18 protein-coding genes are annotated in these 24,165 nt (G+C 72.8%); 11 read left to right on the forward strand and 7 right to left on the reverse strand.

Annotation, left to right across the window (positions count from 1 at the left end):
- Positions 1 to 2 precede the first annotated feature (2 nt).
- The 4 genes from AB0A94_RS01550 to AB0A94_RS01565 all read right to left on the reverse strand — a co-directional run bounded on the left by AB0A94_RS01550 (position 3) and on the right by AB0A94_RS01565 (position 2,995).
- On the reverse strand, positions 3 to 359 hold the full coding sequence (locus tag AB0A94_RS01550; RefSeq protein ID WP_361737082.1) for a DUF6281 family protein: 357 nt from the start codon (positions 357 to 359) through the stop codon (positions 3 to 5).
- Positions 360 to 666: 307 nt separating this feature from the next.
- The gene (locus AB0A94_RS01555; protein ID WP_361737084.1) at positions 667 to 1,374 is read right to left on the reverse strand and encodes an ester cyclase; all 708 of its coding nucleotides are present in this window, start codon (positions 1,372 to 1,374) and stop codon (positions 667 to 669) included.
- Between the two features lie 105 nt (positions 1,375 to 1,479).
- On the reverse strand, positions 1,480 to 2,253 hold the full coding sequence (locus tag AB0A94_RS01560) for an SDR family oxidoreductase (RefSeq protein ID WP_361737087.1): 774 nt from the start codon (positions 2,251 to 2,253) through the stop codon (positions 1,480 to 1,482).
- Positions 2,254 to 2,314: 61 nt separating this feature from the next.
- On the reverse strand, positions 2,315 to 2,995 hold the full coding sequence (locus tag AB0A94_RS01565; RefSeq protein ID WP_361737090.1) for an MOSC domain-containing protein: 681 nt from the start codon (positions 2,993 to 2,995) through the stop codon (positions 2,315 to 2,317).
- A gap of 80 nt (positions 2,996 to 3,075) precedes the next feature.
- Here AB0A94_RS01565 and AB0A94_RS01570 point away from each other — a divergent pair, with 80 nt between their 5' ends.
- Positions 3,076 to 3,972, forward strand: a complete 897-nt coding sequence (locus tag AB0A94_RS01570; protein ID WP_361737093.1) for a LysR family transcriptional regulator — start codon at positions 3,076 to 3,078, stop codon at positions 3,970 to 3,972.
- A gap of 105 nt (positions 3,973 to 4,077) precedes the next feature.
- Here the strand turns inward: AB0A94_RS01570 and AB0A94_RS01575 are convergent, their stop codons facing one another.
- Complete coding sequence (locus tag AB0A94_RS01575; RefSeq protein WP_344557836.1) at positions 4,078 to 4,407, reverse strand: WhiB family transcriptional regulator; 330 nt, start codon at positions 4,405 to 4,407, stop codon at positions 4,078 to 4,080.
- A gap of 380 nt (positions 4,408 to 4,787) precedes the next feature.
- Here AB0A94_RS01575 and AB0A94_RS01580 point away from each other — a divergent pair, with 380 nt between their 5' ends.
- From AB0A94_RS01580 to AB0A94_RS01595, 4 genes are all read left to right on the forward strand, one after another.
- Positions 4,788 to 5,399, forward strand: coding sequence for a response regulator transcription factor (locus AB0A94_RS01580; RefSeq protein WP_003948568.1), 612 nt, complete (start codon positions 4,788 to 4,790; stop codon positions 5,397 to 5,399).
- Positions 5,400 to 6,290: 891 nt separating this feature from the next.
- Entirely contained in the window at positions 6,291 to 6,878 is a 588-nt protein-coding gene (locus AB0A94_RS01585) for a sigma-70 family RNA polymerase sigma factor (RefSeq protein WP_217128125.1), read from the forward strand.
- A gap of 160 nt (positions 6,879 to 7,038) precedes the next feature.
- Positions 7,039 to 8,544, forward strand: a complete 1,506-nt coding sequence (gene guaB / locus AB0A94_RS01590) for an IMP dehydrogenase (protein WP_361737098.1) — start codon at positions 7,039 to 7,041, stop codon at positions 8,542 to 8,544.
- A 105-nt stretch (positions 8,545 to 8,649) separates the two neighbouring features.
- Positions 8,650 to 9,774, forward strand: coding sequence for a GuaB3 family IMP dehydrogenase-related protein (locus tag AB0A94_RS01595; protein ID WP_145867692.1), 1,125 nt, complete (start codon positions 8,650 to 8,652; stop codon positions 9,772 to 9,774).
- A gap of 230 nt (positions 9,775 to 10,004) precedes the next feature.
- On the opposite strand, the gene AB0A94_RS01600 is transcribed toward AB0A94_RS01595, so the two are convergent.
- Complete coding sequence (locus tag AB0A94_RS01600) at positions 10,005 to 11,213, reverse strand: nucleotide sugar dehydrogenase (protein ID WP_361737101.1); 1,209 nt, start codon at positions 11,211 to 11,213, stop codon at positions 10,005 to 10,007.
- Positions 11,214 to 11,485: 272 nt separating this feature from the next.
- On the opposite strand from AB0A94_RS01600, the gene AB0A94_RS01605 reads away from it, so the two are divergent.
- Positions 11,486 to 13,192: a glycerol-3-phosphate dehydrogenase/oxidase gene (locus AB0A94_RS01605; RefSeq protein WP_361737104.1), complete on the forward strand. Its 1,707-nt coding sequence runs from the start codon at positions 11,486 to 11,488 to the stop codon at positions 13,190 to 13,192.
- Positions 13,193 to 13,220: 28 nt separating this feature from the next.
- On the opposite strand, the gene AB0A94_RS01610 is transcribed toward AB0A94_RS01605, so the two are convergent.
- Positions 13,221 to 14,315 (reverse strand): serine hydrolase domain-containing protein, encoded by a 1,095-nt coding sequence (locus AB0A94_RS01610; protein ID WP_361737107.1) that lies wholly within the window; start codon positions 14,313 to 14,315, stop codon positions 13,221 to 13,223.
- A 171-nt stretch (positions 14,316 to 14,486) separates the two neighbouring features.
- On the opposite strand from AB0A94_RS01610, the gene AB0A94_RS01615 reads away from it, so the two are divergent.
- From AB0A94_RS01615 to AB0A94_RS01635, 5 genes are all read left to right on the forward strand, one after another.
- The gene (locus tag AB0A94_RS01615) at positions 14,487 to 16,547 is read left to right on the forward strand and encodes a protein kinase (RefSeq protein WP_361737110.1); all 2,061 of its coding nucleotides are present in this window, start codon (positions 14,487 to 14,489) and stop codon (positions 16,545 to 16,547) included.
- Positions 16,548 to 16,700: 153 nt separating this feature from the next.
- Positions 16,701 to 19,244 carry a protein kinase gene (locus AB0A94_RS01620; RefSeq protein ID WP_361737113.1) on the forward strand — a complete coding sequence of 848 codons (2,544 nt, stop codon included), beginning with the start codon at positions 16,701 to 16,703 and terminating at the stop codon, positions 19,242 to 19,244.
- A 159-nt stretch (positions 19,245 to 19,403) separates the two neighbouring features.
- On the forward strand, positions 19,404 to 21,065 hold the full coding sequence (locus tag AB0A94_RS01625) for a protein kinase (protein WP_361737543.1): 1,662 nt from the start codon (positions 19,404 to 19,406) through the stop codon (positions 21,063 to 21,065).
- Positions 21,066 to 21,147: 82 nt separating this feature from the next.
- The gene (locus tag AB0A94_RS01630) at positions 21,148 to 22,359 is read left to right on the forward strand and encodes a serine/threonine-protein kinase (RefSeq protein ID WP_361737116.1); all 1,212 of its coding nucleotides are present in this window, start codon (positions 21,148 to 21,150) and stop codon (positions 22,357 to 22,359) included.
- An 80-nt stretch (positions 22,360 to 22,439) separates the two neighbouring features.
- Positions 22,440 to 24,152, forward strand: a complete 1,713-nt coding sequence (locus AB0A94_RS01635; protein ID WP_361737119.1) for a serine/threonine-protein kinase — start codon at positions 22,440 to 22,442, stop codon at positions 24,150 to 24,152.
- Positions 24,153 to 24,165: the final 13 nt, after the last annotated feature.

The following is a 24,165-nucleotide window of genomic DNA, read 5'->3' on the forward strand; positions in this document are numbered from 1 at the left end:
CGTCAGGACCCGTCGATCAGTTTCCGTACCTCCGGGGGAAGCTCGCCGCCCGAGTGGGCGGCCACGAAGGTGGTGTCGTCGGGGCCGTTCCCGACGGCGACGGCCACCTCGGGAGGGACGCCGTCCACCTTGTAGGCGGTCGTCGTCTCCCCGGCCTCTCCGGCGTCATCCCGTCCGCCGGTGTCGTCGCACGGCGGGAGGGTGGCGGGACCGAGCTCCGCTCCTGCCGTGAACCGCACGCCGGCGACGTCCCGGTACGTGCGGTCCTGGTAGAGGACGCGGTCGGCGCAGGATGCCGCCTGCTCGCCTCCTTCGTCGCTACCGCTCTCCGACGTGCAGGCCACAGCCAGCATCAGCATGGCCGCCACCAGTGGTGGGCGCGTGGTCCGTCCCGGCCGATTCATCGTTCCTCCCCGGCGATCGCCTGGGACGCGCACGGGTTCGTGCACGTCGCGAGGCCGGAGTGGCCGAGCCGACGTGCCCCGATGCGACGACGCGTCCGGCCTCATGAGTACGACGGGGTGGAAGCGGCGTTCGTTCGAGCAGCAGCCGGCCGGCTCGTTCGTGAAGCCGTGGTCACGGGTCCCGGACCGGACCGGCCGGACCGCGTGGCCGCCGGACCGCGTGGCCGTCGGACCGCGTGGCCGTCGGACCGCGTGGCCGCCGTCACGACTCCGTCGGCTCCAACGCCCCCAACTGCACCATCAGCCCCAGCCGGTCGTACTGCCACCAGCCCTCGACGATCTTCCCGCTGTCACCGAAGCGGAAGACGGTCGTGCCCGTCATGGCGACCTTCCTCCCCGTCGCCGGGATGCCGAGGAAGTCGCCCTTGTGGGTGCCCTCCCAGTTCCACCGGGTGCACACCCGGTCCCCCTGCGCGAGCTGGTCCTCGATCCGGAACGCGAAGTCGAAGCCGCCGCGCCACACGTCCATCTCGCGCCGGAAGTGGTCGAGGCCGATGACGTCCTGCTCGTTGGCCGGATCGTGGTCGTGGTAGTGCTCCTCGACCAGGCCCGTCATCGGGGACAGGTCGTCCGCAGTGGCGGCCACCTCGAAGAAGCGCCGCGCGGAGTCCGTGTTCAGCTGCGCGTCGCGCACCACGTCCAGGTCCGTGAACGTCGGCACACCGTCGCACAGGGCCACCATCTCCCGGAAGATCCGGTCGGTCTCCGGCAGCTTCGAGTTCCGCATCGCCTCCTCGTACGACGGGAACTCCACGATCTCGACGACGTGCGACGTGTCCGCGCGGTCCTTGCCGACCACCGCGTGGGTCGCCGTCCGCTTCCCCCTGGTCTGCTCGACCCACTGGTCCATGAGCCGGTCCATCTCCTCGAACCGGCTGGTCCGGCAGTCGATGAGCTGTACGAAGGTCATGGCGCTCGCCTCCGGTCCCCTGGGTCCGGGTCGGTCTGTCAGCACCCATTTTCTCCCGGGGAGCGGAGTCCGTCCCGCCGTGACCGCGCGACCGCCGGACCACGGCTACCGGGGCCCGTACTTCCGTCCCGTCCGCGACGAGATCCCGCCCAGCAACCCGCGCGGGACCAGCTTCGCCGCCCCCATCAGCGCCTTGTACCGCGGATCCGGGATCGACAGCGTCTTGCCCCGGGCCAGGTCCGCGAGCGCCGCCGCGGCGACCTTGTCCGCGTCCAGCCACATCCAGTTCGGGATGTTGTCCGTGCCCATCCCGGCCCGCGCGTGGAACTCGGTGCGCACGAACCCGGGGCACAGCGCCATCAGCCGTACGCCGTGGCCCGCCAGGTCCTGCGCCGCACCCTGGGTGAACTGCACGACCCACGCCTTGGACGCCCCGTAGGTCCCGCGCGGCACGAACGCGGCGGTCGAGGCGACGTTCACGACGCCTCCGCGTCCGCGCTCGCGCATCGCCTCCACCGCCGCCGACGTCAGCCGGAGCACCGCCTCGCAGTGCACCTTGAGCATCCTCAGCTCGTCGGCCATGGGGACTTCGAGGTAACGGCCCCGGTGGCCGAAGCCGGCGTTGTTGACCAGCAGGTCGACGGGGTTCCTGCGGTCGCCGAGGCGGTCGGCCACCGCCTCGATGCCCTTGTCCTGAGCCAGGTCGGCGGTCAGCACCTCCGCCTCGATGCCGTGGCGGTCGTGCAGCTCGGTCGCCTGTTCGCGCAGCCGTCCGGTGTCGCGGGCGACCAGCACCAGATCATGTCCGTCGGCCGCCAGCCGCCGCGCGAACGCGGCACCGATCCCAGCCGTCGATCCCGTAATCAGAGCCGTTGTCATGGCGCAAGAGTAGTTACCCGGAGTGGAACCGTCCGCTTCATGTCATCCCATGGACACGCGGTCAGACGGTCGGCCCCTCCCCGTACTTCTCCACGTACGTCCGCGCCATCGCCAGCGCCTCCGGATGCAGCGCCCCGCCGGCCGCCAGCAGCCGGGGCAGCAGCGCCCGCTCGGTCGTCACCGCGCGGAACTGCAGCGCGACCGTCACCTCGTGCTCCGGCCGGTGCACGATCCGTACGGCGTCACCCGCGCGTATCTCACCGGGCCGGATCACCCGGAAGTACGCGCCCGGCGCGCCCCGCTCCGTGAACCGCTTCACCCAGCCCTTCTCACCCAGATGGCCCTGGAAGGTGCGGCAGGGGATACGCCCGGAGGTGACCTCCAGCACCACCTCGGGACCGACGGCCCAGCGCTCGCCGATCAGGGCGCCGGACACGTCGATCCCCTCGGTGGTGAGGTTCTCGCCGAACATCCCGTTGGTCAGCGTGCGCCCCAGCGTGCGCTCCCACGCGTCGAGGTCTTCGCGGGCCACGGCGTACACCGCCTGGTCGTCCCCGCCGTGATGCCGCGTCTCGCACACGGCGTCCCCGGCCAGACCGCTCGCGCCGGTCCCCTTCGCCCCCGGCGCGGCCACCCGCACCGGTCCGTCCACGGGCTGCTTGTCGATGCCGGTCACGCCGTCGCGCTGATCCGTGTACGGCACGGCCTTGGGTCGCCCCAGGTTCACAGACAGAAGCTTCATGAGTCGCACGGTAAGCGATGGGCGTCAAAGCGTCGACGCATTATCCGGCGCCGTGTCAAAGGTCTGCTTATCCTTGAGGGGTGATCGAAGCCCGTCATCTCCGCGTGCTGCGCGCCGTGGCCACCACCGGTTCCTTCTCCGCGGCGGCCCGCGAACTGGGCTGCACCCAGCCCGCCGTCAGTCAGCAGATGAAGGCCCTGGAGGCGTCCGTCGGCACGCCCCTGCTCATACGCAGCGGCCGCGAGATGCGCCTGACGCAGGCCGGAGAGGCGCTGGTGCGGCACGCGGCCGGGATCATCGCCGGACTGACCGCCGCCGAGGAGGAGGTCGCCGCCATCGCCGGGCTCCGCGCGGGCCGGGTCCGGCTCGTCTCCTTCCCCAGCGGCAGCTCCACGCTCGTCCCCACGGCCCTCGCCGCCCTGCGCGCCGCCCACCCCGGCACCCGGGTCTCCCTGGAGGAGGCCGAACCGCCCCGCTCCGTGGAGATGCTGCGCGAGGGCGACTGCGACGTGGCCCTCGCCTTCCGGTACGAGGGGGCGGCGGGCGCCGAGGAGTGGGACGACCTCGTCGTACGGCCGCTGCTGTCGGACCGGCTGGTGGGGCTCGTGCCCGAACGGCACCGACTCGCCCGCGCGGAGTCGGTCGCCATCGGCGAACTCGCCGAGGAGCCCTGGATCGCCGGTTGCCCGCGCTGCCGGGGCCAGCTGGTCGAGGTGTGCGAGACGGCGGGCTTCACACCGCGCATCGACTTCGCGACCGACGACTACCCGGCCGTCGCCGGACTGGTCGGCGCCGGACTCGGGGTGGCGGTGCTGCCCCAGCTGGCCATCGAGTCGGTACGGCCCAGGGGCGTGCGCACCGTGGTGCTGGAGCCCGCCGTGCGCCGGGAGATCGTCGCGCTCACCCTCCCGGACCTCGCCCAGGTGCCGGCGGTCACCGCGACGTTGGAGAAGCTGGCCGGAGCGGCCGCCCGATGAAGGGGGCCCGGGTGCGGGGTCACCGCGCGTGAGGAGCGGTTGATCACCCCCAGTGACAAAACAAGGACACGTATGCGTGCCCCGTGCCCTTGAAGAAACGTTCCCTCAGTTGTTCGACGCGGCGTGCCCGCCGGCGGCCGACGCCGACACCAGGCGGTTGCGCGCCCGCCCCATCAGCTCTTCGCGCTCGTCCTCGGTCAGTCCGCCCCACACGCCGTACGGTTCGCGTACCGCCAGCGCGTGTGCGGCGCACTCGGCGCGTACCGGGCACCTCATGCAGACCTCTTTGGCCGAGTTCTCGCGAGCGCTTCGAGCCGCACCACGCTCGCCCTCCGGGTGGAAGAAGAGCGAGCTGTCCACCCCACGGCAGGCAGCGAGGAGTTGCCAGTCCCACAGGTCCGCGTTCGGTCCGGGAAGGCGGGAGAAATCTGCCATTGCGTGACCCCTTGTAGCCGTTCTGGGCGGATCCGGTGTCCACGACCGTACAACTACGATCCAAGGAGATGAAAATATGACTCATTGCGAATCTAGTCCCGGACACCAGCAAAGGGGAAGAAAAGGGGCTGAATGGGGCATGGGTTGTGATGAAAGTTCGAGGGTACGTCGCGCATATCTGCACCGTGTCCGTCTCCTCACGTAGAGTGCCGAAGGTGGCAGACGGCCCCGTAACTCTTTCGAGTGACCGTCGTTGAGAGTGCGAGGCGGTTGAAGGAACAAGCGCTCGGACGGGTGTCCGAGACGGTCGACCGCACAGGTGACGATTTCGTACCAGCCTGGAGGCTCAAGGTGACGCGCATCAGCTGCGGAGGGCGGCCATGACTTCCGTCCTCGTCTGCGACGACTCCCCGCTTGCCCGGGAGGCGCTCCGCCGCGCGGTTGCGACCGTGCCCGGCGTCGAGCGCGTGACGACGGCTGCCAACGGCGAGGAAGTCCTCCGCCGCTGGGGAGCCGACCGCTCGGACCTGATTCTGATGGACGTGCGCATGCCCGGTCTGGGCGGCGTCGAGACGGTCCGGCGGCTGCTGTCCGCCGATCCCGGAGCACGCATCATCATGCTCACGGTCGCCGAGGACCTCGACGGTGTGGCGCTCGCGGTGGCCGCCGGTGCGCGCGGCTATCTGCACAAGGACGCCTCCCGCGCGGAGCTGCGGGCGACGGTCACACAGGCGCTCGCCGACCCGACCTGGCGGCTCGCCCCGCGCCGGCTGCGCTCCGCCGAGATGGGTGCGGCGCCCACGCTCACCGCACGGGAGATCCAGGTCCTCGAAGGCATGAGCCACGGCCGCTCCAACGCCGAGATCGGCCGCGAGCTGTTCCTCTCCGAGGACACCGTCAAGACGCACGCGCGGCGGCTCTTCAAGAAGCTCGGCGCGTCGGACCGGGCCCACGCGGTGGCGCTCGGCTTCCGGTGGGGCCTGGTGCGCTAGGGCCTTGCGTGGGGATCACGCCGGGTAGCGAGCAGGGCCCCGTGCCCTGCACCGCGGGACGGCGACGAGGATCCGGGGCACAACACCGGGCGCCTGTGCCTGCTGTGCTTGTGCCTGCGCGGCCTGGTGCGGAATCGGGGTCACGGGTCCGGCGCGATCCGAGCGGGAGGCCCCGGGCCCGTTCCGCCTCGGACCGGCCCGCCCCGGCGCACGGCATCACACGGCAGCCGATGTGCGGGGGCCTGCGGACGCCCCGGTCCGGAATCCGGCCGCGACCGCCGACGCGACACCTCCGCGTGGTGTGCTTCCGGTGGGTCCGAGGTTTGTGGCCCCGCGCGGTGTGCTGTCGGCGCCCGGGAGGTCCGTGGCCCCGGCCGGCGCGCTGCCGGTGGGCACGGACCCCGTCGTTCCGCACGGCGCGCCACCGGCCTCACGGACCCGAACCGTGCCGCACGACAGGCCACCGGCCCCATGGACCCGAACTATGCCGCACGACAGGCCACGGCCGAGCGGGCCCCGTAGCACGCCGAGCCGGCGCAGCCGGCCGGCTCCGCCGTGCCGGGGGCGGGGACAGGCCCGTCACCTGCCGTGCCGGAGGTGCGGACACATCCGTCGCCCGCCGTGCCCGGGGCGTGGAAACCCTCGTCGTCCGCCGGGCCCGAGGCACGAAGACCCCCGTCCACCAGCGCATCCGCGACAGCCGCCGAACGCCCGATGCTCGTTTCGCCGCGGATGCCGCATCCTTGAGGTGTGGAGTTCCTCGGGGACGAGTCGGTCGAGCGGAAGGGGAGGGCGCAAGGGATGAGTTCCGGCGCACCTGCTCATAACGCTTCGGTGCACAACCAGGGACACGGTGCCGCGGACCAGACGTCCGCAAGGCACCATGGACCGATGCGCGACGACGAGGCGGGCACTGCCCACGGGGCGATCGGTGCGCTCGTCCATCGCGCCGTCGACGGGGACGAGCAGGCCACGCACGATCTGCTCGCCCATGTCCACCCCCTGGCGCTGCGCTACTGCCGCACCCGTCTGTCGCGGCTGCCCGGCGACGCCCGGCACTTCGTCGAGGACCTCGCCCAGGAAGTCTGCGTCGCGGTGCTCCTCGCGCTGCCCCGCTACAAGGACACCGGCCGGCCCTTCGAGGCGTTCATCTTCGCCATCGCCTCCCACAAGGTCGCCGACCTGCAGCGCGCGGCGATGCGGCACCCCGGTTCGACGGCCGTGCCGTCCGACGAGATGCCCGAACGCCCCGACGACTCCCTCGGTCCGGAGGAGCGCGCCCTGCTCAGCAGCGACGCCGAGTGGGCCAAGAAACTGCTGGCCAACCTGCCCGAGAACCAGCGCGAGCTGCTTCTGCTGCGGATCGCCGTGGGCCTCACGGCGGAGGAGACTGGACAGATGTTGGGAATGTCACCCGGCGCCGTCCGGGTGGCCCAGCACCGCGCGCTGAGCCGGCTGCGCGCCCTGGCGGAGCAGTAACCGCCGCCGCCGCGCCGCCCCTTCGGCGCATGAACGGACGACCAGCCGTTCCCGTACGAACATACGAAGCCAGGAGCCGTGCGAAACCGTGGAATGTGACACCCTCGCTTCCCGTTAGCATGGACATCCGCACCGATCAAGGCCATTTGGGGAAGGTGTCATGACTGCCAACGTCGACGGAGTGCCCGGTAAATTCGCGACACTCGGGCTGACCTACGACGACGTGCTGCTGCTGCCGGGCGCGTCGGACATGGCGCCCGACGAGATCGACACCGCCTCGTACGTCTCCAAGAACGTGCGGGTCAACATCCCGCTGCTGTCCGCCGCCATGGACAAGGTCACCGAGTCGCGCATGGCGATCGCGATGGCCCGCCAGGGCGGTGTCGGCGTACTGCACCGCAACCTGTCCATCGAGGACCAGGCCAACCAGGTCGACCTGGTGAAGCGGTCCGAGTCGGGCATGGTGGCCGACCCCATCACCATCCACCCGGACGCCACCCTCGGCGAGGCCGACGCGCTGTGCGCCAAGTTCCGCATCAGCGGCGTCCCGGTCACCGACGGCAACAAGAAGCTGCTCGGCATCGTCACCAACCGCGACATGGCCTTCGAGACCGACCGCTCCCGTCAGGTGCGCGAGGTCATGACGCCGATGCCGCTGGTCACCGGCAAGGTCGGCATCTCCGGCGCGGACGCCGTGGAGCTGCTGCGCCGCCACAAGATCGAGAAGCTGCCGCTGGTCGACGACGACGGCGTCCTCAAGGGCCTGATCACGGTCAAGGACTTCGTGAAGGCCGAGAAGTACCCCAACGCGGCCAAGGACGCCGAGGGCCGGCTGCTGGTCGGCGCCGCGGTCGGCGTGGCCGGTGACGCCTTCGAGCGCGCCCAGGCGCTGATCGAGGCGGGCGTCGACTTCATCGTCGTCGACACCGCGCACGGCCACTCCCGCCTGGTCGGCGACATGGTCGCCAAGATCAAGTCGAACTCCTCCGGCGTCGACGTCATCGGCGGCAACGTCGCCACCCGCGACGGCGCCCAGGCCCTCGTCGACGCCGGCGTGGACGGCATCAAGGTCGGCGTCGGCCCCGGCTCCATCTGCACCACCCGCGTCGTCGCCGGCATCGGCGTCCCGCAGGTCACGGCCATCTACGAGGCGTCGCTCGCCGCCAAGGAGGCCGGTGTCCCGGTCATCGGCGACGGTGGCCTCCAGTACTCCGGCGACATCGCCAAGGCCCTGGTCGCGGGCGCCGACACGGTCATGCTGGGCTCGCTGCTCGCGGGCTGCGAGGAGTCCCCGGGCGAGCTGCTGTTCATCAACGGCAAGCAGTTCAAGTCGTACCGCGGCATGGGCTCGCTCGGCGCCATGCAGAGCCGCGGCGACCGCAAGTCGTTCTCCAAGGACCGTTACTTCCAGGAGGGCGTCGCCTCCGACGAGCAGCTCGTGCCCGAGGGCATCGAGGGGCAGGTGCCCTACCGCGGCCCGCTCTCCTCGGTCGTCCACCAGCTGGTCGGCGGCCTGCGCCAGTCGATGTTCTACGTCGGCGGCCGGACCGTGCCCGAGCTGCAGGACAACGGGCGGTTCGTGCGGATCACCTCCGCGGGCCTCAAGGAGAGCCACCCGCACGACATCCAGATGACGGTCGAGGCGCCGAACTACAGCCGCAAGTAGCCAGAAGGCCTTCCTGGGCGGTCCCGGACACCTCCGGGACCGCCCTCGGCGTGTCCGTCGGGGATACTGGAAGGCGCTGCAACGCATCAGGGAAAGGCCACAGACGTGACTGAGATCGAGATCGGGCGCGGCAAGCGCGGCCGCCGGGCGTACGCCTTCGACGACATCGCCGTCGTCCCCAGCCGCCGTACGCGGGACCCGAAGGAGGTCTCGATCGCCTGGCAGATCGACGCCTACCGCTTCGAGCTGCCGTTCCTGGCCGCTCCCATGGACTCGGTCGTCTCCCCGGCCACCGCGATCCGCATCGGCGAGCTCGGCGGCCTCGGCGTGCTGAACCTCGAGGGCCTGTGGACGCGCTACGAGGACCCGCAGCCGCTGCTCGACGAGATCGTCGGCCTGCCCGCCGAGGCGGCCACCCGCCGCCTGCAGGAGATCTACGCCGCCCCCATCAAGGAGGAGCTGATCGGGCAGCGCATCAAGGAGGTGCGCGACTCGGGCGTGGTCACCGCCGCCGCGCTCTCCCCGCAGCGCACCGCCCAGTTCTCCAAGGCCGTCGTCGACGCGGGCGTGGACATCTTCGTCATCCGCGGTACGACGGTCTCCGCGGAGCACGTGTCCGGCGCGCACGAGCCGCTGAACCTGAAGCAGTTCATCTACGAGCTCGACGTCCCGGTGATCGTCGGCGGCTGCGCCACCTACACGGCGGCCCTGCACCTGATGCGCACCGGCGCGGCGGGTGTCCTCGTCGGCTTCGGCGGCGGCGCCGCGCACACCACGCGCAACGTGCTCGGCATCCAGGTGCCCATGGCCACCGCGGTCGCCGACGTGGCCGCCGCCCGCCGCGACTACATGGACGAGTCCGGCGGCCGGTACGTGCACGTGATCGCGGACGGCGGTGTCGGCTGGTCCGGTGACCTGCCCAAGGCGATCGCCTGCGGCGCGGACTCCGTGATGATGGGCTCCCCGCTGGCCCGCGCGACCGACGGTCCGGGCCGGGGCAACCACTGGGGCATGGAGGCCGTCAACGAGGAGCTGCCGCGCGGCCAGAAGGTCGACCTCGGCACGGTCGGCACGCTGGAGGAGATCCTCACCGGCCCGTCCCACACCCCCGACGGCTCGATGAACCTCTTCGGCGCCCTGCGCCGCGCGATGGCCACGACCGGCTACAGCGAGCTGAAGGAGTTCCAGCGCGTCGAGGTGACGGTGGCGGACTCGCAGCACCGGCGGTAGGGCCTGCGCGGGCTTTCGTACGGCACTGAAAGGGCCGGTCACCTGGTTGGGTGACCGGCCCTTTTGCGTGTCGGGCGGGGCGCGCGTGGCGCTCAGGGGGCGCGCCGTGGGCCGTCACCGCAAGCCCACCGCCTGGGACCGGATCCGTCCTCGGACTGCTTTCTGCCGTACTGGCGCAGCCGTCCTCCCACCACCAGCCTCCGTGGCGCAGACGGCACCCGCGCGCCCCCTCACAACCGGTGCGCCGCCCCCGTAGGCGTCGCCCCCCGCGTGTCCAGCATCAGCTGGGCCTTCACCGACAGACCCTGGAGGTCGTACGTGCGGTGGTGCTGGAGCAGGATCGTCAGGTCGGCGTCGGCGGCGGCCTCGTAGAGGGAGTCCGCGCGGGGGACGGGGTGGTCGAGGACGTTCCAGAACGGCACGTACGGGTCGTGGTAGCTGACGGAGGCGCCCAGCTCCATCAGCCGGACCGCGATCTCGTGGGCCGGGGAGCCCTGCCGGTCGGCGAGGTCGGGCTTGTAGGTGACGCCGAGGAGGAGCACCCGCGCGCCGCGCGCGGACTTGCCGTGCTCGTTGAGGAGGGCGGCGGCGCGCTGCACGACGTAGCGCGGCATGCGGCCGTTGACCTCCTGGGCGAGTTCCGCCATGCGCAGGGTGCGGCCCGCGTGGGCGGTCAGGTCCTGGGGGACGGTGTGGCCGCCGACGCCGGGGCCGGGGCGGAACGCCTGGAAGCCGAAGGGTTTGGTCTCCGCGCAGCGCAGGACGTCCCACAGGTCGATGCCCAGGTCGTGGCAGAGGGCGGCCATCTCGTTGACGAGGGCGATGTTGACGTGCCGGAAGTTGGTCTCCAGGAGCTGCACGGTCTCCGCCTCGCGCAGGCCGCGCGCGCGTACGACCTTGTCGGTGATGCGTCCGTAGAAGGCGGCGGCCGACTCGGTGCAGGCGGGGGTGAGGCCGCCGATGACCTTCGGGGTGTTGGCGGGGGTGTGGTCGCGGTTGCCGGGGTCCACCCGGCTGGGGGAGTAGGCGAGGTGGAAGTCGTGTCCCGCGCGCAGGCCCGACACCGACTCGAGCAGGCGCAGCAGGGGGCCCTCCGTCGTCCCCGGGGGCACGGGGGACTCGAGGATCACCGTGGTGTGCGGGCGCAGCCGCGCGGCGAGGGTGCGGGCGGCCGTCTCCACCTGGCCCAGATCCAGCCCGCCGTCCGCGCCGCGCGGCGTCGGCGCGCAGATGACCGCGGTGCGCACCCGGCCGAGCTCGGTGGCGTTGGCGGTCGTCCGGAAACCCTGCGCGAGCATGCGGCGCTGTTCGGCGGCGCTGAGGGAGCCCTCCTCGGGGCCGGTCCGGTAACCGATGGTGGGGATGCCGGCGGCGACGGCGGCCTGGGCCAGGGGCAGGCCGTACGGGCCGAGTCCGATGACGGCGAGATCTGCGGGCATGGCGTGGGCCGTCCTTCCCAATAACCGGAGTGCGACAGGTGCGCAAGCCCTGTGGACCGGGCAGGCGAGCGCAATGTCAGACTAGGAGTAAATATGACCGATATGTGGGATTGGTCGGCCGAGTTTCGGTGAGTCGTTCCGCGGGTTCGTCCACAGGCCGGGAGCCGTGGTGGCTGAAGTCGGGCAAGCCGGTCAGAATTTGGGCATGAGGGTGGGGGACCGGGCTTCGCCCGACGGGTGCGGCCGATGCGACCGATGAGCGGGAGGCAGCGGTGAGGACAGCGACACTGGGGCCGGCACAGCGCGCCGAATCACTCGCGTCCATGGCCGAGCACGAACTGGACGTGCTGGTGGTGGGCGGCGGCGTGGTCGGTGCGGGTACGGCGCTCGACGCCGTGACGCGCGGTCTGTCCACGGGCCTGGTCGAGGCGCGTGACTGGGCGTCGGGCACCTCCAGCCGGTCCAGCAAGCTGATCCACGGTGGCCTGCGCTACCTGGAGATGCTCGACTTCGTGCTCGTGCGGGAGGCGCTGAAGGAGCGCGGCCTGCTGCTGGGAAGGCTCGCCCCGCATCTGGTGCGCCCGGTTCCGTTCCTGTACCCCCTGCAGCACAAGGGCTGGGAGCGGCTCTACGCCGGAGCGGGCGTCGCGCTGTACGACACCATGGCGACGGCCCGGGGACACGGGCGGGGCCTGCCCGTGCACCGCCACCTGACCCGCCGTCACGCGCTGCGGGTCGCTCCCTGCTTGAAGAAGGACGCGCTGGTCGGAGCGCTGCAGTACTACGACGCCCAGATGGACGACGCCCGGTTCGTGACGACGCTGGTGCGCACGGCCGCGGCGTACGGCGCGAAGACCGCCAACCGTGCGCGGGTCACGGGGTTCCTGCGCGAGGGCGAACGCGTCGTGGGCGCCCGGGTGCAGGACGTCGAGGGCGGTGGCGAGTACGAGGTCCGCGCCAAGCAGGTCGTCAACGCCACCGGGGTGTGGACCGACGACACGCAGGCGATGGTCGGCGAACGCGGCCAGTTCCACGTGCGGGCCTCGAAGGGCATCCACCTGGTCGTCCCCAAGGACCGCATCCACTCCACGACCGGGCTCATCCTGCGCACCGAGAAGTCCGTGCTGTTCGTCATACCCTGGGGCCGGCACTGGATCGTGGGCACCACGGACACCGACTGGAACCTCGACAAGGCGCACCCGGCCGCGTCCAGCGCGGACATCGACTACCTGCTGGAACACGTGAACTCGGTGCTCGCGGTGCCGCTGACGCGGGACGACGTGGAGGGCGTGTTCGCCGGTCTGCGGCCGTTGCTCGCGGGCGAGTCGGACGCCACGAGCAAGCTGTCCCGCGAGCACACCGTGGCCCATCCCGTGCCCGGCCTCGTCGTGGTGGCGGGCGGCAAGTACACGACGTACCGGGTCATGGCCAAGGACGCGGTGGACGCGGCGGTGCACGGACTCGACGTCCGCGTCGCCGACTGCGTCACCGAGGACACGCCGCTGGTCGGCGCCGAGGGCTACCACGCGCTGTGGAACGCGCGTGCGCGCACGGCCGCGCGCACCGGACTGCACACGGCACGGGTGGAGCACCTGCTGCACCGGTACGGCGCACTGGCGGAGGAGGTCCTGGACCTCATCGCCGCGGACCCCGCGCTGGGCGAGCCGCTGCGGGCGGCCGACGACTATCTGCGTGCCGAGATCGCCTACGCCGCCTCGCACGAGGGCGCACGGCACCTGGACGACGTGCTGACCCGGCGCACCCGCATCTCGATCGAGACGTTCGACCGGGGGACGCGCAGCGCCCGTGAGGCGGCCGAGCTGATGGCGCCGGTGCTGGGCTGGGACAAGGACCAGATCGAGCGCGAGGTGCAGCACTACGAGAAGCGGGTGGAGGCCGAACGGGAGTCGCAGCGGCAGCCCGACGACCTGACGGCGGACGCGGCACGGCTGGGGGCACCGGACATCGCTCCGCTGTAGTCGCGCCGGGGGCCGGCCCCGGAGCGAATCACTCGAACGGGTGGCGGAAACCGGGATCTTCGTTCGGAACCCGGTCGTTCCAGGAGGTGCGAGGGCAGAACTCGGCCGCGAGCAACGCGGGCTCGAGACCGGTGTCCGCCATCGCGTCCGTGTTCACCCGGAAGGTGAGGACGTGCCGGCCGTCGGCGGTGGCCGCGGTGCGCACGTAGCTGCCGGAGATGCGCCCGTTGTGCCCCCACACCGTGGTGCCGCACGGAAGCCGCACAGGAAACAGACCCATGCCGTACGAGCCGTGTGCGGTGCGGGTGCCGAGCATCTCGCGCAGCCGGCGCGGGGGCAGCAGTTCACCGCCGAGCAGGGCCCCGTAGAAGCGGCCCAGGTCGGCGAGCGTGGTCACCAGCTCGCCCGCGGCGCCGGCCACCCGCGGGTCGAGCCGGGTGACGTCCGTGCCGTCGGCCGCGTAGGAGCGGCCGTGCGGCGAGGGAAGGGAGGTCCGGGAACCGGGGAAGGAGGTGCCCGTCAGACGCAGCGGAGCGATGATGCGGCGCTCGGCCTCGGCGGCGTACGAGCGGCCGGTGACCTGTTCGACGACCAGGCCGAGCAGGACGTAGTTGGTGTTCGAGTAGGAGAAGCGGCCGGGGTCGGCCGGGGGGTGGGTGAGTGCGATGCGTACGGCCTGAAGGGGGGTGGCCGGCACGGTGCCCCGCGTGTCCGCGGAGAAGTCGTGGAGGCCGCTGGTGTGGGTGAGCAGGGAACGCAGGGACAGCGCACGGCCGTCGTTGCCCGCTCCCCGCACCAGGCCGGGCAGATGCTCCTCCACGGTGTCGGAGAGGGACAGGCGGCCTTCGTCGGCCAGTTGCAGGACGACCGTGGCGACGAACGTCTTGGTGATGCTGCCGGCGCGGAAGTGGTCGGCGCGCTCGATGCCCGGGCCGGCGTCGGCGTAGCGGACACCGGTCTCCCCCAGGGCCAGCAGGGCCGCGGCGGGGGCGCCGCCCCGCGTGACCAGGAGCGGGAGGAGCGCGTCCGTAGGCGGGACGGCCGGGGCCGAGGAGGCGTTCGGGGCCAGGGCGAGCAGGGCCAGGGACACCGGAACGGCCAGTAGCGTCCGAATCGGCGGCATCCCGGCTCCTCCCCTGTCGGAGGCCCATCATGCAGGGCTGGGGAGGGCATCCGTCACCCGGGTGCCGTGCGCGCCGGGCCCGGTGTACGGCCAGAGGCACCCTGGGCGTCGACCACTTGTCGGGTGAGGGACAATGAAGGCTCTGTCAGGGCGGGTTGCATGAGGGGACGCATGTCGGAGGCGGAGCGGGCGGGGACATCCCGTCAGAACAAGAGCGCACGTCTCCTCGCCGGGCGGTACCGGCTGGGAGATGTGCTCGGCCGCGGCGGCATGGGCACGGTGTGGCGGGCCCAGGACGAGACCCTGGGGCGGACCGTCGCCGTCAAGGAGCTCCGCTTCCCGTCGAACATCGACGAGGAGGAGAAGCGGCGGCTGATCACCCGGACCCTGCGCGAGGCCAAGGCGATCGCGCGGATCCGCAACAACAGCGCCGTGACCGTCTTCGACGTGGTCGAGGAGGACGACCGGCCCTGGATCGTGATGGAACTCGTCGAGGGCAAGTCGCTCGCCGAGGCCATCCGGGAGGACGGCCTGCTGGAGCCGCGGCGCGCGGCCGAGGTCGGTCTCGCCATCCTGGACGTCCTGCGCTCCGCGCACCGCGAGGGCATCCTGCACCGTGACGTGAAGCCGTCGAACGTGCTGATCGCCGAGGACGGCCGGGTCGTGCTCACGGACTTCGGCATCGCCCAGGTCGAGGGCGACCCGTCCATCACCTCGACCGGCATGCTGGTCGGCGCCCCCTCCTACATCTCCCCGGAGCGGGCCCGCGGGCACAAGCCGGGCCCGGCGGCCGACCTGTGGTCGCTCGGCGGACTGCTGTACGCGGCGGTGGAGGGCACTCCGCCGTACGACAAGGGGTCCGCGATCGCGACGCTCACGGCGGTGATGACCGAGCCGCTCGAGGAGCCGAAGAACGCGGGACCGCTCAGGGACGTCATCTACGGGCTGCTCACCAAGGACCCCGCCCAGCGGCTCGACGACAGCGGCGCCCGGGCCATGCTGAACGCGATCGTCAACGCGCCCGCGGCCAAGGAGGCCGGGGAACCGGCGGACGCGACGAAGGTCGTGCCGCTGCCCGAGCAGCCGGACGCCGGGGGCAGGCGCGGCGAGGAGGCCGGGGAGAAGCTGCGGGGCGCGTTGCGTTCCGTGCGGAAGGCGGCGGTGGCGGCCGGCTCGGCCGGTGCCGCCGCGGCGGCCCGCGCCAAGTCCGGCAGTGGCGGCACCGCTTCGGCCGCCGAACCGGCCGCGGGAACCAGGAACACGCCGGCGGGCGCCTCCGGGACTCGGCCCGGCACGGCATCGCCCTCCGCCCCGGCCGCGAAGCCGGCCCAGGCGTCCGGCTCGGGTGCGCGGAGGACCGCGCGGCAGGGGCCGGCCGCCGGTGGCCGTAGTTCGGGCTGGCCGGTGATGACGCCGCCGGACCTGCCGGCGAGGACCGTGCCGCGGGCGCCGCTCACCGATGTGGTGCCGCGACGGACACTGATCGTCATCGCGGTGGTCGTGGTGCTCGCCGTGCTCGGCACCGTGCTGGCCCTCACGCTCGGCGGTGACGACGAGGGCGGCAAGGGAGCCGAGGGCAGCGGCGGCGCGACCGTCGTCAGCGGGACCCCGAGCGCCGACACCAAGGGCGACGAAGGCGACGGCACCCGCACCGACGGCACGACGACCGAGCCGACGGGCACGGGCACGGGAGCGGGTGGGGCGACCGCCACCACGGGCGCCGGCGCCGGCGGTTCGGCCGAGGACGAAGACGGGGCGGGGGACGAGGGAGGGGAAAAGCAGGAAGACGGCGGTGGTACGTCGGCGGCGGAGACGTACCACGGGAACCAGGGCTACTCGATCGGGCTGCCCGAGGGGTGGAAGTTCCAGTCGACGGGGGCCGCCGGGGACCGGTTCACCGGGCCGAACGGGCAGAAGCTGCTCATCGGCTGGACGACCACGCCGAAGGACGACCCGGTCGCGGACTGGAAGAACCAGGAACGCGCCATGGTGCGTGCCCAGTACCAGCGCATCCGCATCGAGGCGGTGGACTACCGCGGCTGGGACACGGCCGACTGGGAGTTCACCTATGTGGAGAGCGGGACGAAGTACCGGTCCATAGACCGGGGGACCGTCGTCCACGACCGGCTCGGGTACGGGCTGATGTACACGGCCAAGGCCGCCGACTGGGGCAGCGACCAGCGCAAGGACACCTGGCGGACGCTGACGAAGACGTTCCGGCCGAAGTCCTGAGCATGACCGGCCCGCGGAATGGGGAGTCAGATGTGGCATCCCCTCTCTACGGGTTGCCTCCGGCACGTATCGTGAATGCTCGCGGACCGTACGCAGCCGGAACGGCCCGCCGGGCGAACGAAACCGACCGACCGTAGTGCCGGGGGAGGCAACGTGGACGACTACGCGGGACGGGTTCTCGCCGACCGCTACCGCCTGCCGCTGCCGCCCTCCGACGAGTACGAACTGACCGAGACCTGCGCCTTCGACACCTACAGCGGGCAGGAAGTCCTGGTCAGGCAGGTCCCGTTGCCGGAGGTCGTCGAGGCCGAGGTGCTGGACGCGGGAGGGCTGCCCGACGGTTTCACCGCCCGTGACGGGGGTGCGCGGCGTGGCGGTCCCGGGCCCGCGCGCGGGGACACGCGACGGCCCGCCGACCCGGTCGTGCGGCGCGCCATCGAGGCCGCGCAGGCGGCGGCCGCCGTCCCCGACCACCCGCGCCTGGACCAGGTCTTCGACGTGTTCGCGGAGGGCGGTTCGCTGTGGATCGTCAGTGAACTCGTGCCGGCGCGTCCGCTCGCCGCCCTGCTCGCCGAGAAGCCGCTGTCCCCGTACCGGGCGGCGGAGGTCGCCTCCGACGTCCTGACCGCACTGCGGGTACTGCACTCCCACGGCTGGGTGCACCGCAACATCACCGCGCGCACGGTGCTCGTCTGCGACGACGGCCGGGTGATGCTCACCGGTCTCGCGGTCGGCGCGGCCGAGGAGGCACTGTGCGGGTACGACCCGGTGCCCCCTCCGGACGACGAGGAGCCGGGCCCCGCGGCGGCGCTCGAGGCCCTGGGCCCGGTGACACCCGCGGGAACACCGGATGCCGGGCGCGGCCCGTCCTGGCCGCCCGGGGTCACCGCCGACCCCGACCCCGACGCCGCGCGCCGGGCCGCCATCGAGGCACGGGCCGGCCGGATGCACGGTGGCGGGGCGGACACGGCGGGCGGTCTCTCGCCCGTGGCGGCCCCCAAGGCCCTCGACAGCGCGGGCGACGTGCGGGCGGCCCGCGCGGGGGCGATCGCCGCGTACCGGGCGGGCACCCGTGCCGCCGCCCGGGTGCAGGAGGCCCAGCAGAACGGCCGTGCCGCCCTGCCCGGCGCCCGGCCCGCCCCCGAGGGTGGCGGTCCGGCCTCCGCCCCGCAGCACGGCAACGACTCCGCACGGCCGCCGTATGTCTCCCGGCCGGGGGACGAGGACGCGGGCACGGCCGTCACCGCGGTCCCGCCGGGGCAGATAGCCGACCCCTACGGTGTGGGCGCCACCAACCGGCACGAGGCCGTGCCCCGCACGGGCGGCGGCAGCGGACGCGCCGCCCCCGGAGCCCCCGCGGCCCTCGAACCGGCGGCCGGCGCCGCCCCGCCCGCACGCTGGGACGACCCGGCGGCCCACGCCCCCGCGCGCCGCGGCCCGACCACCGCGCTGGCCGCCGAGCGGGCGCGCCAGGCACGCATGGCCGTCGTCGGCCCCGTGACCGAGCGGTGGGCACCGGAGCAGGCCGGCCCCGTGCACGAGAACTGGCAGCTGGCCGCCCCGATCGGCCCCGCCACCGACCTCTGGGCACTGGGCTCCCTGCTGTTCCGGGCCGTGCAGGGACACGCCCCCTACCCGGAGGAGTCGACGGCCGAGCTGGTGCAGATGGTGTGCGCCGAGCCGCCCGCGTTCGCCGAGGAGTGCGGACCGTTGCGGCCGGTCGTGGAGTCGCTGCTGCGTCAGGACCCCACCGAGCGCCTTGACTTCGAGGAGCTGCGCGGCTGGCTGCGTTCGCTGGTGCGGTCGGCGCCCGAGCCCGAGGCGGGTGTGCACGTCATAGCGGCACCGCCCGTGGACGCCGGCCGGCTGCCCGTCATACGGCGCCGGGGAGAGCTGGTGCGCAGGCGCCGCGCCGGGCTCCCCGCGCACCACGGACGGCACAAGCGGACCAAACAGGACACCGGTTCCCCGCGCAGGCTCGGTCGCACCCTCCTGCTGGTGGTGCTGCTCGCCATGGCGGCGGCGATCGCGTACGCCATGCTGTTCATGCCGAAGTCCGGTGAGGACACCTCGGGTGCGGACGACCGCACCGGCTCAGCCGGTGCGGTGACCCCCGCACCGAGCCCGCCGGACACCGGCGGGGAGCCGGAGGACGGGAAGGACTCACCGAAGCCGGAGGACGGTTCCCAGGGCGGCCCCGAGGAGTCGGACGCCTCCGCCGAGACGCAGACCACCGACCCCGAGGTCGCCGACGGCTTCACCCTGGCCAAGGACCCGGAGGGTTTCCGGGTCGCCGTCGCCGAGGGCTGGCAGCGCACCGCGAAGAACGGCAGCGGTCAGGTCGTCTACGCGAGCGGTGACTTCGAGCTCATCGTCGTACCGGGCCGGGACAGCGCGCGGACGTACGGCAGCGACCCCATGGCCTACCAGCGGGACGACGAGCGCGAGCTGCAGCCCTACCGCGACTCCAGCTGGGCCACCTCCACCGGTCTGAAGACCATCGAGGTGGGCGGACGGACCATGGCCGAGGGCCAGTTCACCTGGACCGGCGACGGCGGCGAGCTGTACGTCCGCAACCTCGCGGCGCTGATCGACGGCCGCTACCACGTGGTGCAGGTACGCGGACCGGAGGCCGAACGGGACGAGGTGACGCGGCTGTTCGAGCAGGCGGCGGCGACCTACCGGTTCACCGGCTGAACCACCGACCCCACGCATTCGCAGGGGTTTTGGTTGCCTTCCGTCCCCTACAGCGACAACTGTCACAGTGCTGTCTCCATGGCACGCCCTCGGTTCCCAGGACGCGCCGAGATACTTACGCTGACCCTGTCAAGACCATTGCGGGGCAACGTGAATCAGATGCAGGGCTCGCTCGTCGCGGGCCGCTACCGGCTCGGCGAAACCATCGGGAGCGGTGGCATGGGCCGGGTGTGGCGCGCCCATGACGAGGTGCTGCACCGGGCCGTCGCCATCAAGGAACTGACCGCGGCGCTCTACGTCTCCGACAGCGAACAGGCCATGCTGCTGGCACGCACCCGCGCGGAGGCGCGGGCGGCCGCGCGGATCAACCACTCCGCCGTCGTCACGGTGCACGACGTGCTGGAGCACGACGGCCGGCCGTGGATCGTGATGGAGCTGATCGAGGGCCGTTCGCTGGCCGACGCGGTGAAGGAACAGGAACGCGTCGACCCCCGCGAGGCCGCGCGCATCGGCCTGTGGGTGCTGCGCGCACTGCGCGCCGCGCACACCGCCGGCGTGCTGCACCGTGACGTCAAGCCCGGCAACGTCCTCCTCGGGCGGGACGGCCGGGTGCTGCTCACCGACTTCGGCATCGCGCAGATCGACGGCGACACGGCCATCACCCGCACCGGCGAGGTCGTCGGCTCGGTCGACTACCTCGCGCCCGAGCGGGTCCGCGGCCACGATCCCGGCCCCTCCTCCGACCTGTGGGCGCTCGGCGCGACGCTGTACGCGGCGGTGGAGGGCGTCTCGCCGTTCCGCCGCACCTCACCGCTGACCACCATGCAGGCGGTCGTCGAGGAGGAGGCCGAGGAGCCCCGGCACGCCGGCCCGCTCGGGCCCGTCATCAGCGCACTCCTGCGCAAGGACCCGGGCACCCGCCCCGACGCGGCCCGGGCCGAGCAGATGCTCGCGGAGGCGGCCGAGGGGCGCCGGCCCCGGGCGGCGCAGGAGTACGTGCCGACCCGGGCCGTCGACGCCCATGCGCCCCTGCCGTACGAGACCGGACCGGAGTCGGTCCCCCGGGCCCCGCAGGTTCCCCAGGTGCCGCAGGCCCCGCAGTACCCGCAGGGCGGCCCCACGGCCGTTCAGCAGCCGTACGCGCCCCCTGCCGTCGCGCCCCGCCGGCGGGTGCGCGGACGGGTGCTCGCCCTGGTCGTCGTCCTGGCGGCGATCATCGGCGGGGGGACCGCGGTGATGCTCCAGCAGGAGGACCGGGGCGGCACCACGGCCGATCCGTCCCCGACGGCCACCGCCACACCCACGCCCGGTCCCACGGAGACGGGGAAGACCGGGACCGAGCCGCGAGGAGGCCTCCCGGAGGGCTGGGTCCGCCGCAGCGACCCCTACGGCTTCAGCATCGCCCTGCCCGGCGACGACTGGGAGCGCGTGGTCTTCGACGAGGCGACCCGGCAGGTCGACTACACGCCCGACGGGGGCGAGCACTTCATCCGCATCGCCGTCGACGACTCGCCCGACTTCGACGACCCGTACGAGCACCTGCGCGATCTCGACCAGCAGATAGGGCAGCGCCTGGTCGACTACCAGCGGATCGTCCTGGACCGCCGCGTCTACCGGGACCGCGAGAGCGCCCGGCTGGAGTACGCCTGGACCGCGCTGGCCAAGGACACCGAGTTCCCGGGGCCGCGGCGGGCGGTCGACCAGATGTACCTCTCGCGGGACGGCGTCGAGTACGCGATCTACATGTCCGGGCCGGCCGAGGACTGGGCCACGACCAGCGGGCAGTTCGAGACGGTGCTGAAGGGGTGGCGCGAGTCCTGACCCCCGTGGCGGACGCAAACGCGCGCCGCTTGGCCGGATCGCCGTACCGGAGGGGACACATCCGGTGGGGCATGATGGGCCCATGGGGACCGACGGGGACGCCGAGAACGCGACCGCCAGGACCAACGGCCGGGTCATCGCGGGCCGTTACCGTCTGGAATCGAGGCTCGGGCGCGGCGGCATGGGTGTGGTCTGGCGGGCCACCGACCAACTGCTCGGGCGGGGTGTCGCCGTCAAGGAACTCCCCCTCGACGAGACGCTCTCCGCGGCGGACGCCCGGCGGCATCGGGACCGCACCCTGCGCGAGGCGCGTGCCCTGGCCCAGCTGAGCCACCCGCACATCATCGTCGTCCACGACGTCGTCGAGGACGACGAACGCCCGTACATCGTCCTGGAGCTGATCGACGGGCCGTCCCTCGCCGACCGTGTCGCGGAGCAGGGCCCGGTCGACGCCGCCGAGGCCGCGCGCATCGGCATCGACCTGCTCGGGGCGTTACGGGCCGCGCACGCGGCGGGCGTCCTGCACCGCGACCTCAAGCCCGCCAACGTCCTGCTGGAGAACGGCACCGACCGGGTCGTCCTCACCGACTTCGGCATCGCCCGGCTGTCGGGCTCCACCACGCTCACCGAGACCGGCTCCTTCGTCGGCTCGCCCGAGTACACCGCTCCCGAGCGGATGTCCGGCGCCAGGACGGGACCGGAGTCCGACCTGTGGTCGCTGGGCGCGCTGCTGTGCACGGCGCTCAGCGGCGAGTCGCCGTTCCGGCGCGACTCGCTCGGCGGGGTCCTGCACGCCGTCGTGGTCGACGAGATCCGGCCGCCCGTCGAAGCGGGACCGATTCTTCCCGTGGTGCGCGGCCTGCTGGAGCGCGACCCCGACCGCCGGCTGGACGCGGACCGGGCCGAGCGGATGCTGCGGGCGTTCCGGGAGACGGGCCGTACGCCGGAGTCGGCGCCCCCCGGACTGCTGCCCCCGCACCGGGACGCGCCCCGCCGGCGGCCCCCGGTGCGGCGGGAGGAAACGGGCGGGCGGCTTGAGGCGCGTCCGGTCCGGCGGCAGCCCACGAGGGGCGCGCTCGTCGCGGCACTGGCGGTCGCCGCCATGGTGGGAGCGGGGCTGTCCGCGGCGGCGCTGCTCCTGCAGGACCGGGGCGGCGACGGAGGCGGCACGCCGACGAGCACGGCGCCGGAGACACCCGTGGGCACATCGCCCTCCGGCTCCCCGCCTCCCTCGGCCGGTCCCACGCCGGCCGACTCCTCGGTCCGGCCGCATAGCCCCGTAAACGGGAGATAAGTCGCCGCGAGGGTCACGGGTCTGTGACCGGTCGGCATCCGCAGTGGATACGTGGGTGCTTGGCGCGATATGGATGAGCCATGAGCAGCAACGGGGGAGCCCGCCACGGGGCCGACGAGCCAACCAGTTTTGGTCTGCAGCCACCGGACCCGAAACCGCCCGCGGCCGTGCCGCACCCCGACAACCCGTACGCGGCACCCACCCAGGTGGTACCGCCGCAGATGCGACCGCAGCCGCAGTCGCATCCGCAGGCACGGCCACAACCGCAGTCACAGCCGCAGCCGCAGACACAGGACGACCCCGGTGTCGGCCGGCTGATCGCCGGCCGTTACCGGCTGCTCGCCAAGCTCGGACACGGCGGCATGGGCACGGTGTGGCGGGCCGTGGACGAGACCGTGGACCGCGAGGTCGCCGTCAAGGAGCCCCGCGTCCCGGACCACCTTCCCGAACGCGAACGCTCCAACGCCTTCGAGCGGATGCGTCGCGAGGCCCGCGCCGCCGCCCGGCTCGACCATCCCGCGGTGGTCGACGTCCATGACGTCGCGGTGGTCGACGGCCGGCCGTGGATCGTGATGGAACTGGTCCGGGGCCGTTCACTGGGCGCCGTGCTGCAGGAGGAGGGCACCCTCTCCGCGCGCGAGGCGGCCAGGGTCGGCCTGGAGGTGCTCGGCGCGCTGGAGGCCGCGCACGCGGCGGGCGTCCTGCACCGGGACGTCAAACCGGACAACGTGCTGCTCGGCCGGTACGACCGGGTCGTCCTCACCGACTTCGGCATCGCCCAGATCGAGGGCGAGACCAATCTGACCGACACCGGCGGATTCGTCGGTTCGCCCGAGTACATCGCCCCGGAACGGGTGCTGGGCCAGCGCCCCGGTCCCGCCTCCGACCTGTGGTCGCTCGGTGTCGTGCTGTACGCGGCGACGGAGGGCGTCTCACCGTTCCGCCGCAGCAACACCCCCGCCACCCTCCAGTCGGTCCTCAACGCCACGCCGGCGCCGCCCGCCTCCGCGCAGGGCCCGCTGGCCGAGGTCATCACCGGGCTGCTGCAGAAGGACCCGGCGCGCCGTCCGAACACCGCCCAGGTCCGTGCCGCGCTGGAAGCGGCCGCGAACCCGCCCGCCCCGCGGCCCACCCAGGTCGCCCGGTTCCCGGCCGGTGAGCCCGGGGGCAAGGGCGTCCGGATCGGCCGCAAGACGCTGACGGCGCTGGGCGCGGCGGTCGTCGCGGCGGCGGTGGCCGCGTACCTGGTGATCGCGGACCCGTTCGCGGGGCCGCTGCCGGACGGCTGGAAGCGCCACGATCTCCCGGAGCGGGTGGGCGTCGCCCTCGCGGTGCCGGAGGGCTTCGTGAAGGACGAGCAGCCCGACGACACGGACGGGACGGTCGCCTCCTTCACCGACCCCAGCGGGCTGGTGCGGGTCGAGGTCGACCGTGACGTCAAGGCCGAGGACAAGGAAGGCGAGATCGAGGCCTCGGCGTCGGAACGGGCGTTCGCGCACTGGGAAGAGCTGAAGGACGGCGAGTACGGCTGGGGCATCGCCGACACCCCGGCACCGAAGGGCCAGCCGCGCGAGACCACGTACAAGGACCGCCAGGCGGCCACGAACACCATCGTCTACACGACGACCACCGATCCGGCGCTGGTGCGCGAGGCGCAGGTCATGTACTACCGGAACAAGGACGGCGACATGTACCGGCTCTGGATCGTGTATCCGGGCAAGGGCCACTTCACCGAGGCCGGCCGGGAGATCGCCCGTACGGTCGTCGACTCGTGGGACATCCGCGAGCTCTGAACGGTCGGTGTCG

Source organism: Streptomyces sp. NPDC044984, assembly GCF_040646935.1.
Lineage (GTDB): Bacteria > Actinomycetota > Actinomycetes > Streptomycetales > Streptomycetaceae > Streptomyces.

Bases quoted from the DNA above. Each gene is read 5' to 3' on its own strand.
- AB0A94_RS01550 (WP_361737082.1), bottom strand. From the start codon at position 359: ATGCTGATGCTGGCTGTGGCCTGCACGTCGGAGAGCGGTAGCGACGAA.
- AB0A94_RS01555 (WP_361737084.1), bottom strand. From the start codon at position 1,374: ATGACCTTCGTACAGCTCATCGACTGCCGGACCAGCCGGTTCGAGGAG.
- AB0A94_RS01560 (WP_361737087.1), bottom strand. From the start codon at position 2,253: ATGACAACGGCTCTGATTACGGGATCGACGGCTGGGATCGGTGCCGCG.
- AB0A94_RS01565 (WP_361737090.1), bottom strand. From the start codon at position 2,995: ATGAAGCTTCTGTCTGTGAACCTGGGGCGACCCAAGGCCGTGCCGTAC.
- AB0A94_RS01575 (WP_344557836.1), bottom strand. From the start codon at position 4,407: ATGGCAGATTTCTCCCGCCTTCCCGGACCGAACGCGGACCTGTGGGAC.
- AB0A94_RS01580 (WP_003948568.1), top strand. From the start codon at position 4,788: ATGACTTCCGTCCTCGTCTGCGACGACTCCCCGCTTGCCCGGGAGGCG.
- AB0A94_RS01585 (WP_217128125.1), top strand. From the start codon at position 6,291: ATGCGCGACGACGAGGCGGGCACTGCCCACGGGGCGATCGGTGCGCTC.
- guaB (WP_361737098.1), top strand. From the start codon at position 7,039: ATGACTGCCAACGTCGACGGAGTGCCCGGTAAATTCGCGACACTCGGG.
- AB0A94_RS01600 (WP_361737101.1), bottom strand. From the start codon at position 11,213: ATGCCCGCAGATCTCGCCGTCATCGGACTCGGCCCGTACGGCCTGCCC.
- AB0A94_RS01610 (WP_361737107.1), bottom strand. From the start codon at position 14,315: ATGCCGCCGATTCGGACGCTACTGGCCGTTCCGGTGTCCCTGGCCCTG.
- AB0A94_RS01615 (WP_361737110.1), top strand. From the start codon at position 14,487: ATGTCGGAGGCGGAGCGGGCGGGGACATCCCGTCAGAACAAGAGCGCA.
- AB0A94_RS01625 (WP_361737543.1), top strand. From the start codon at position 19,404: ATGCAGGGCTCGCTCGTCGCGGGCCGCTACCGGCTCGGCGAAACCATC.
- AB0A94_RS01630 (WP_361737116.1), top strand. From the start codon at position 21,148: ATGGGGACCGACGGGGACGCCGAGAACGCGACCGCCAGGACCAACGGC.
- AB0A94_RS01635 (WP_361737119.1), top strand. From the start codon at position 22,440: ATGAGCAGCAACGGGGGAGCCCGCCACGGGGCCGACGAGCCAACCAGT.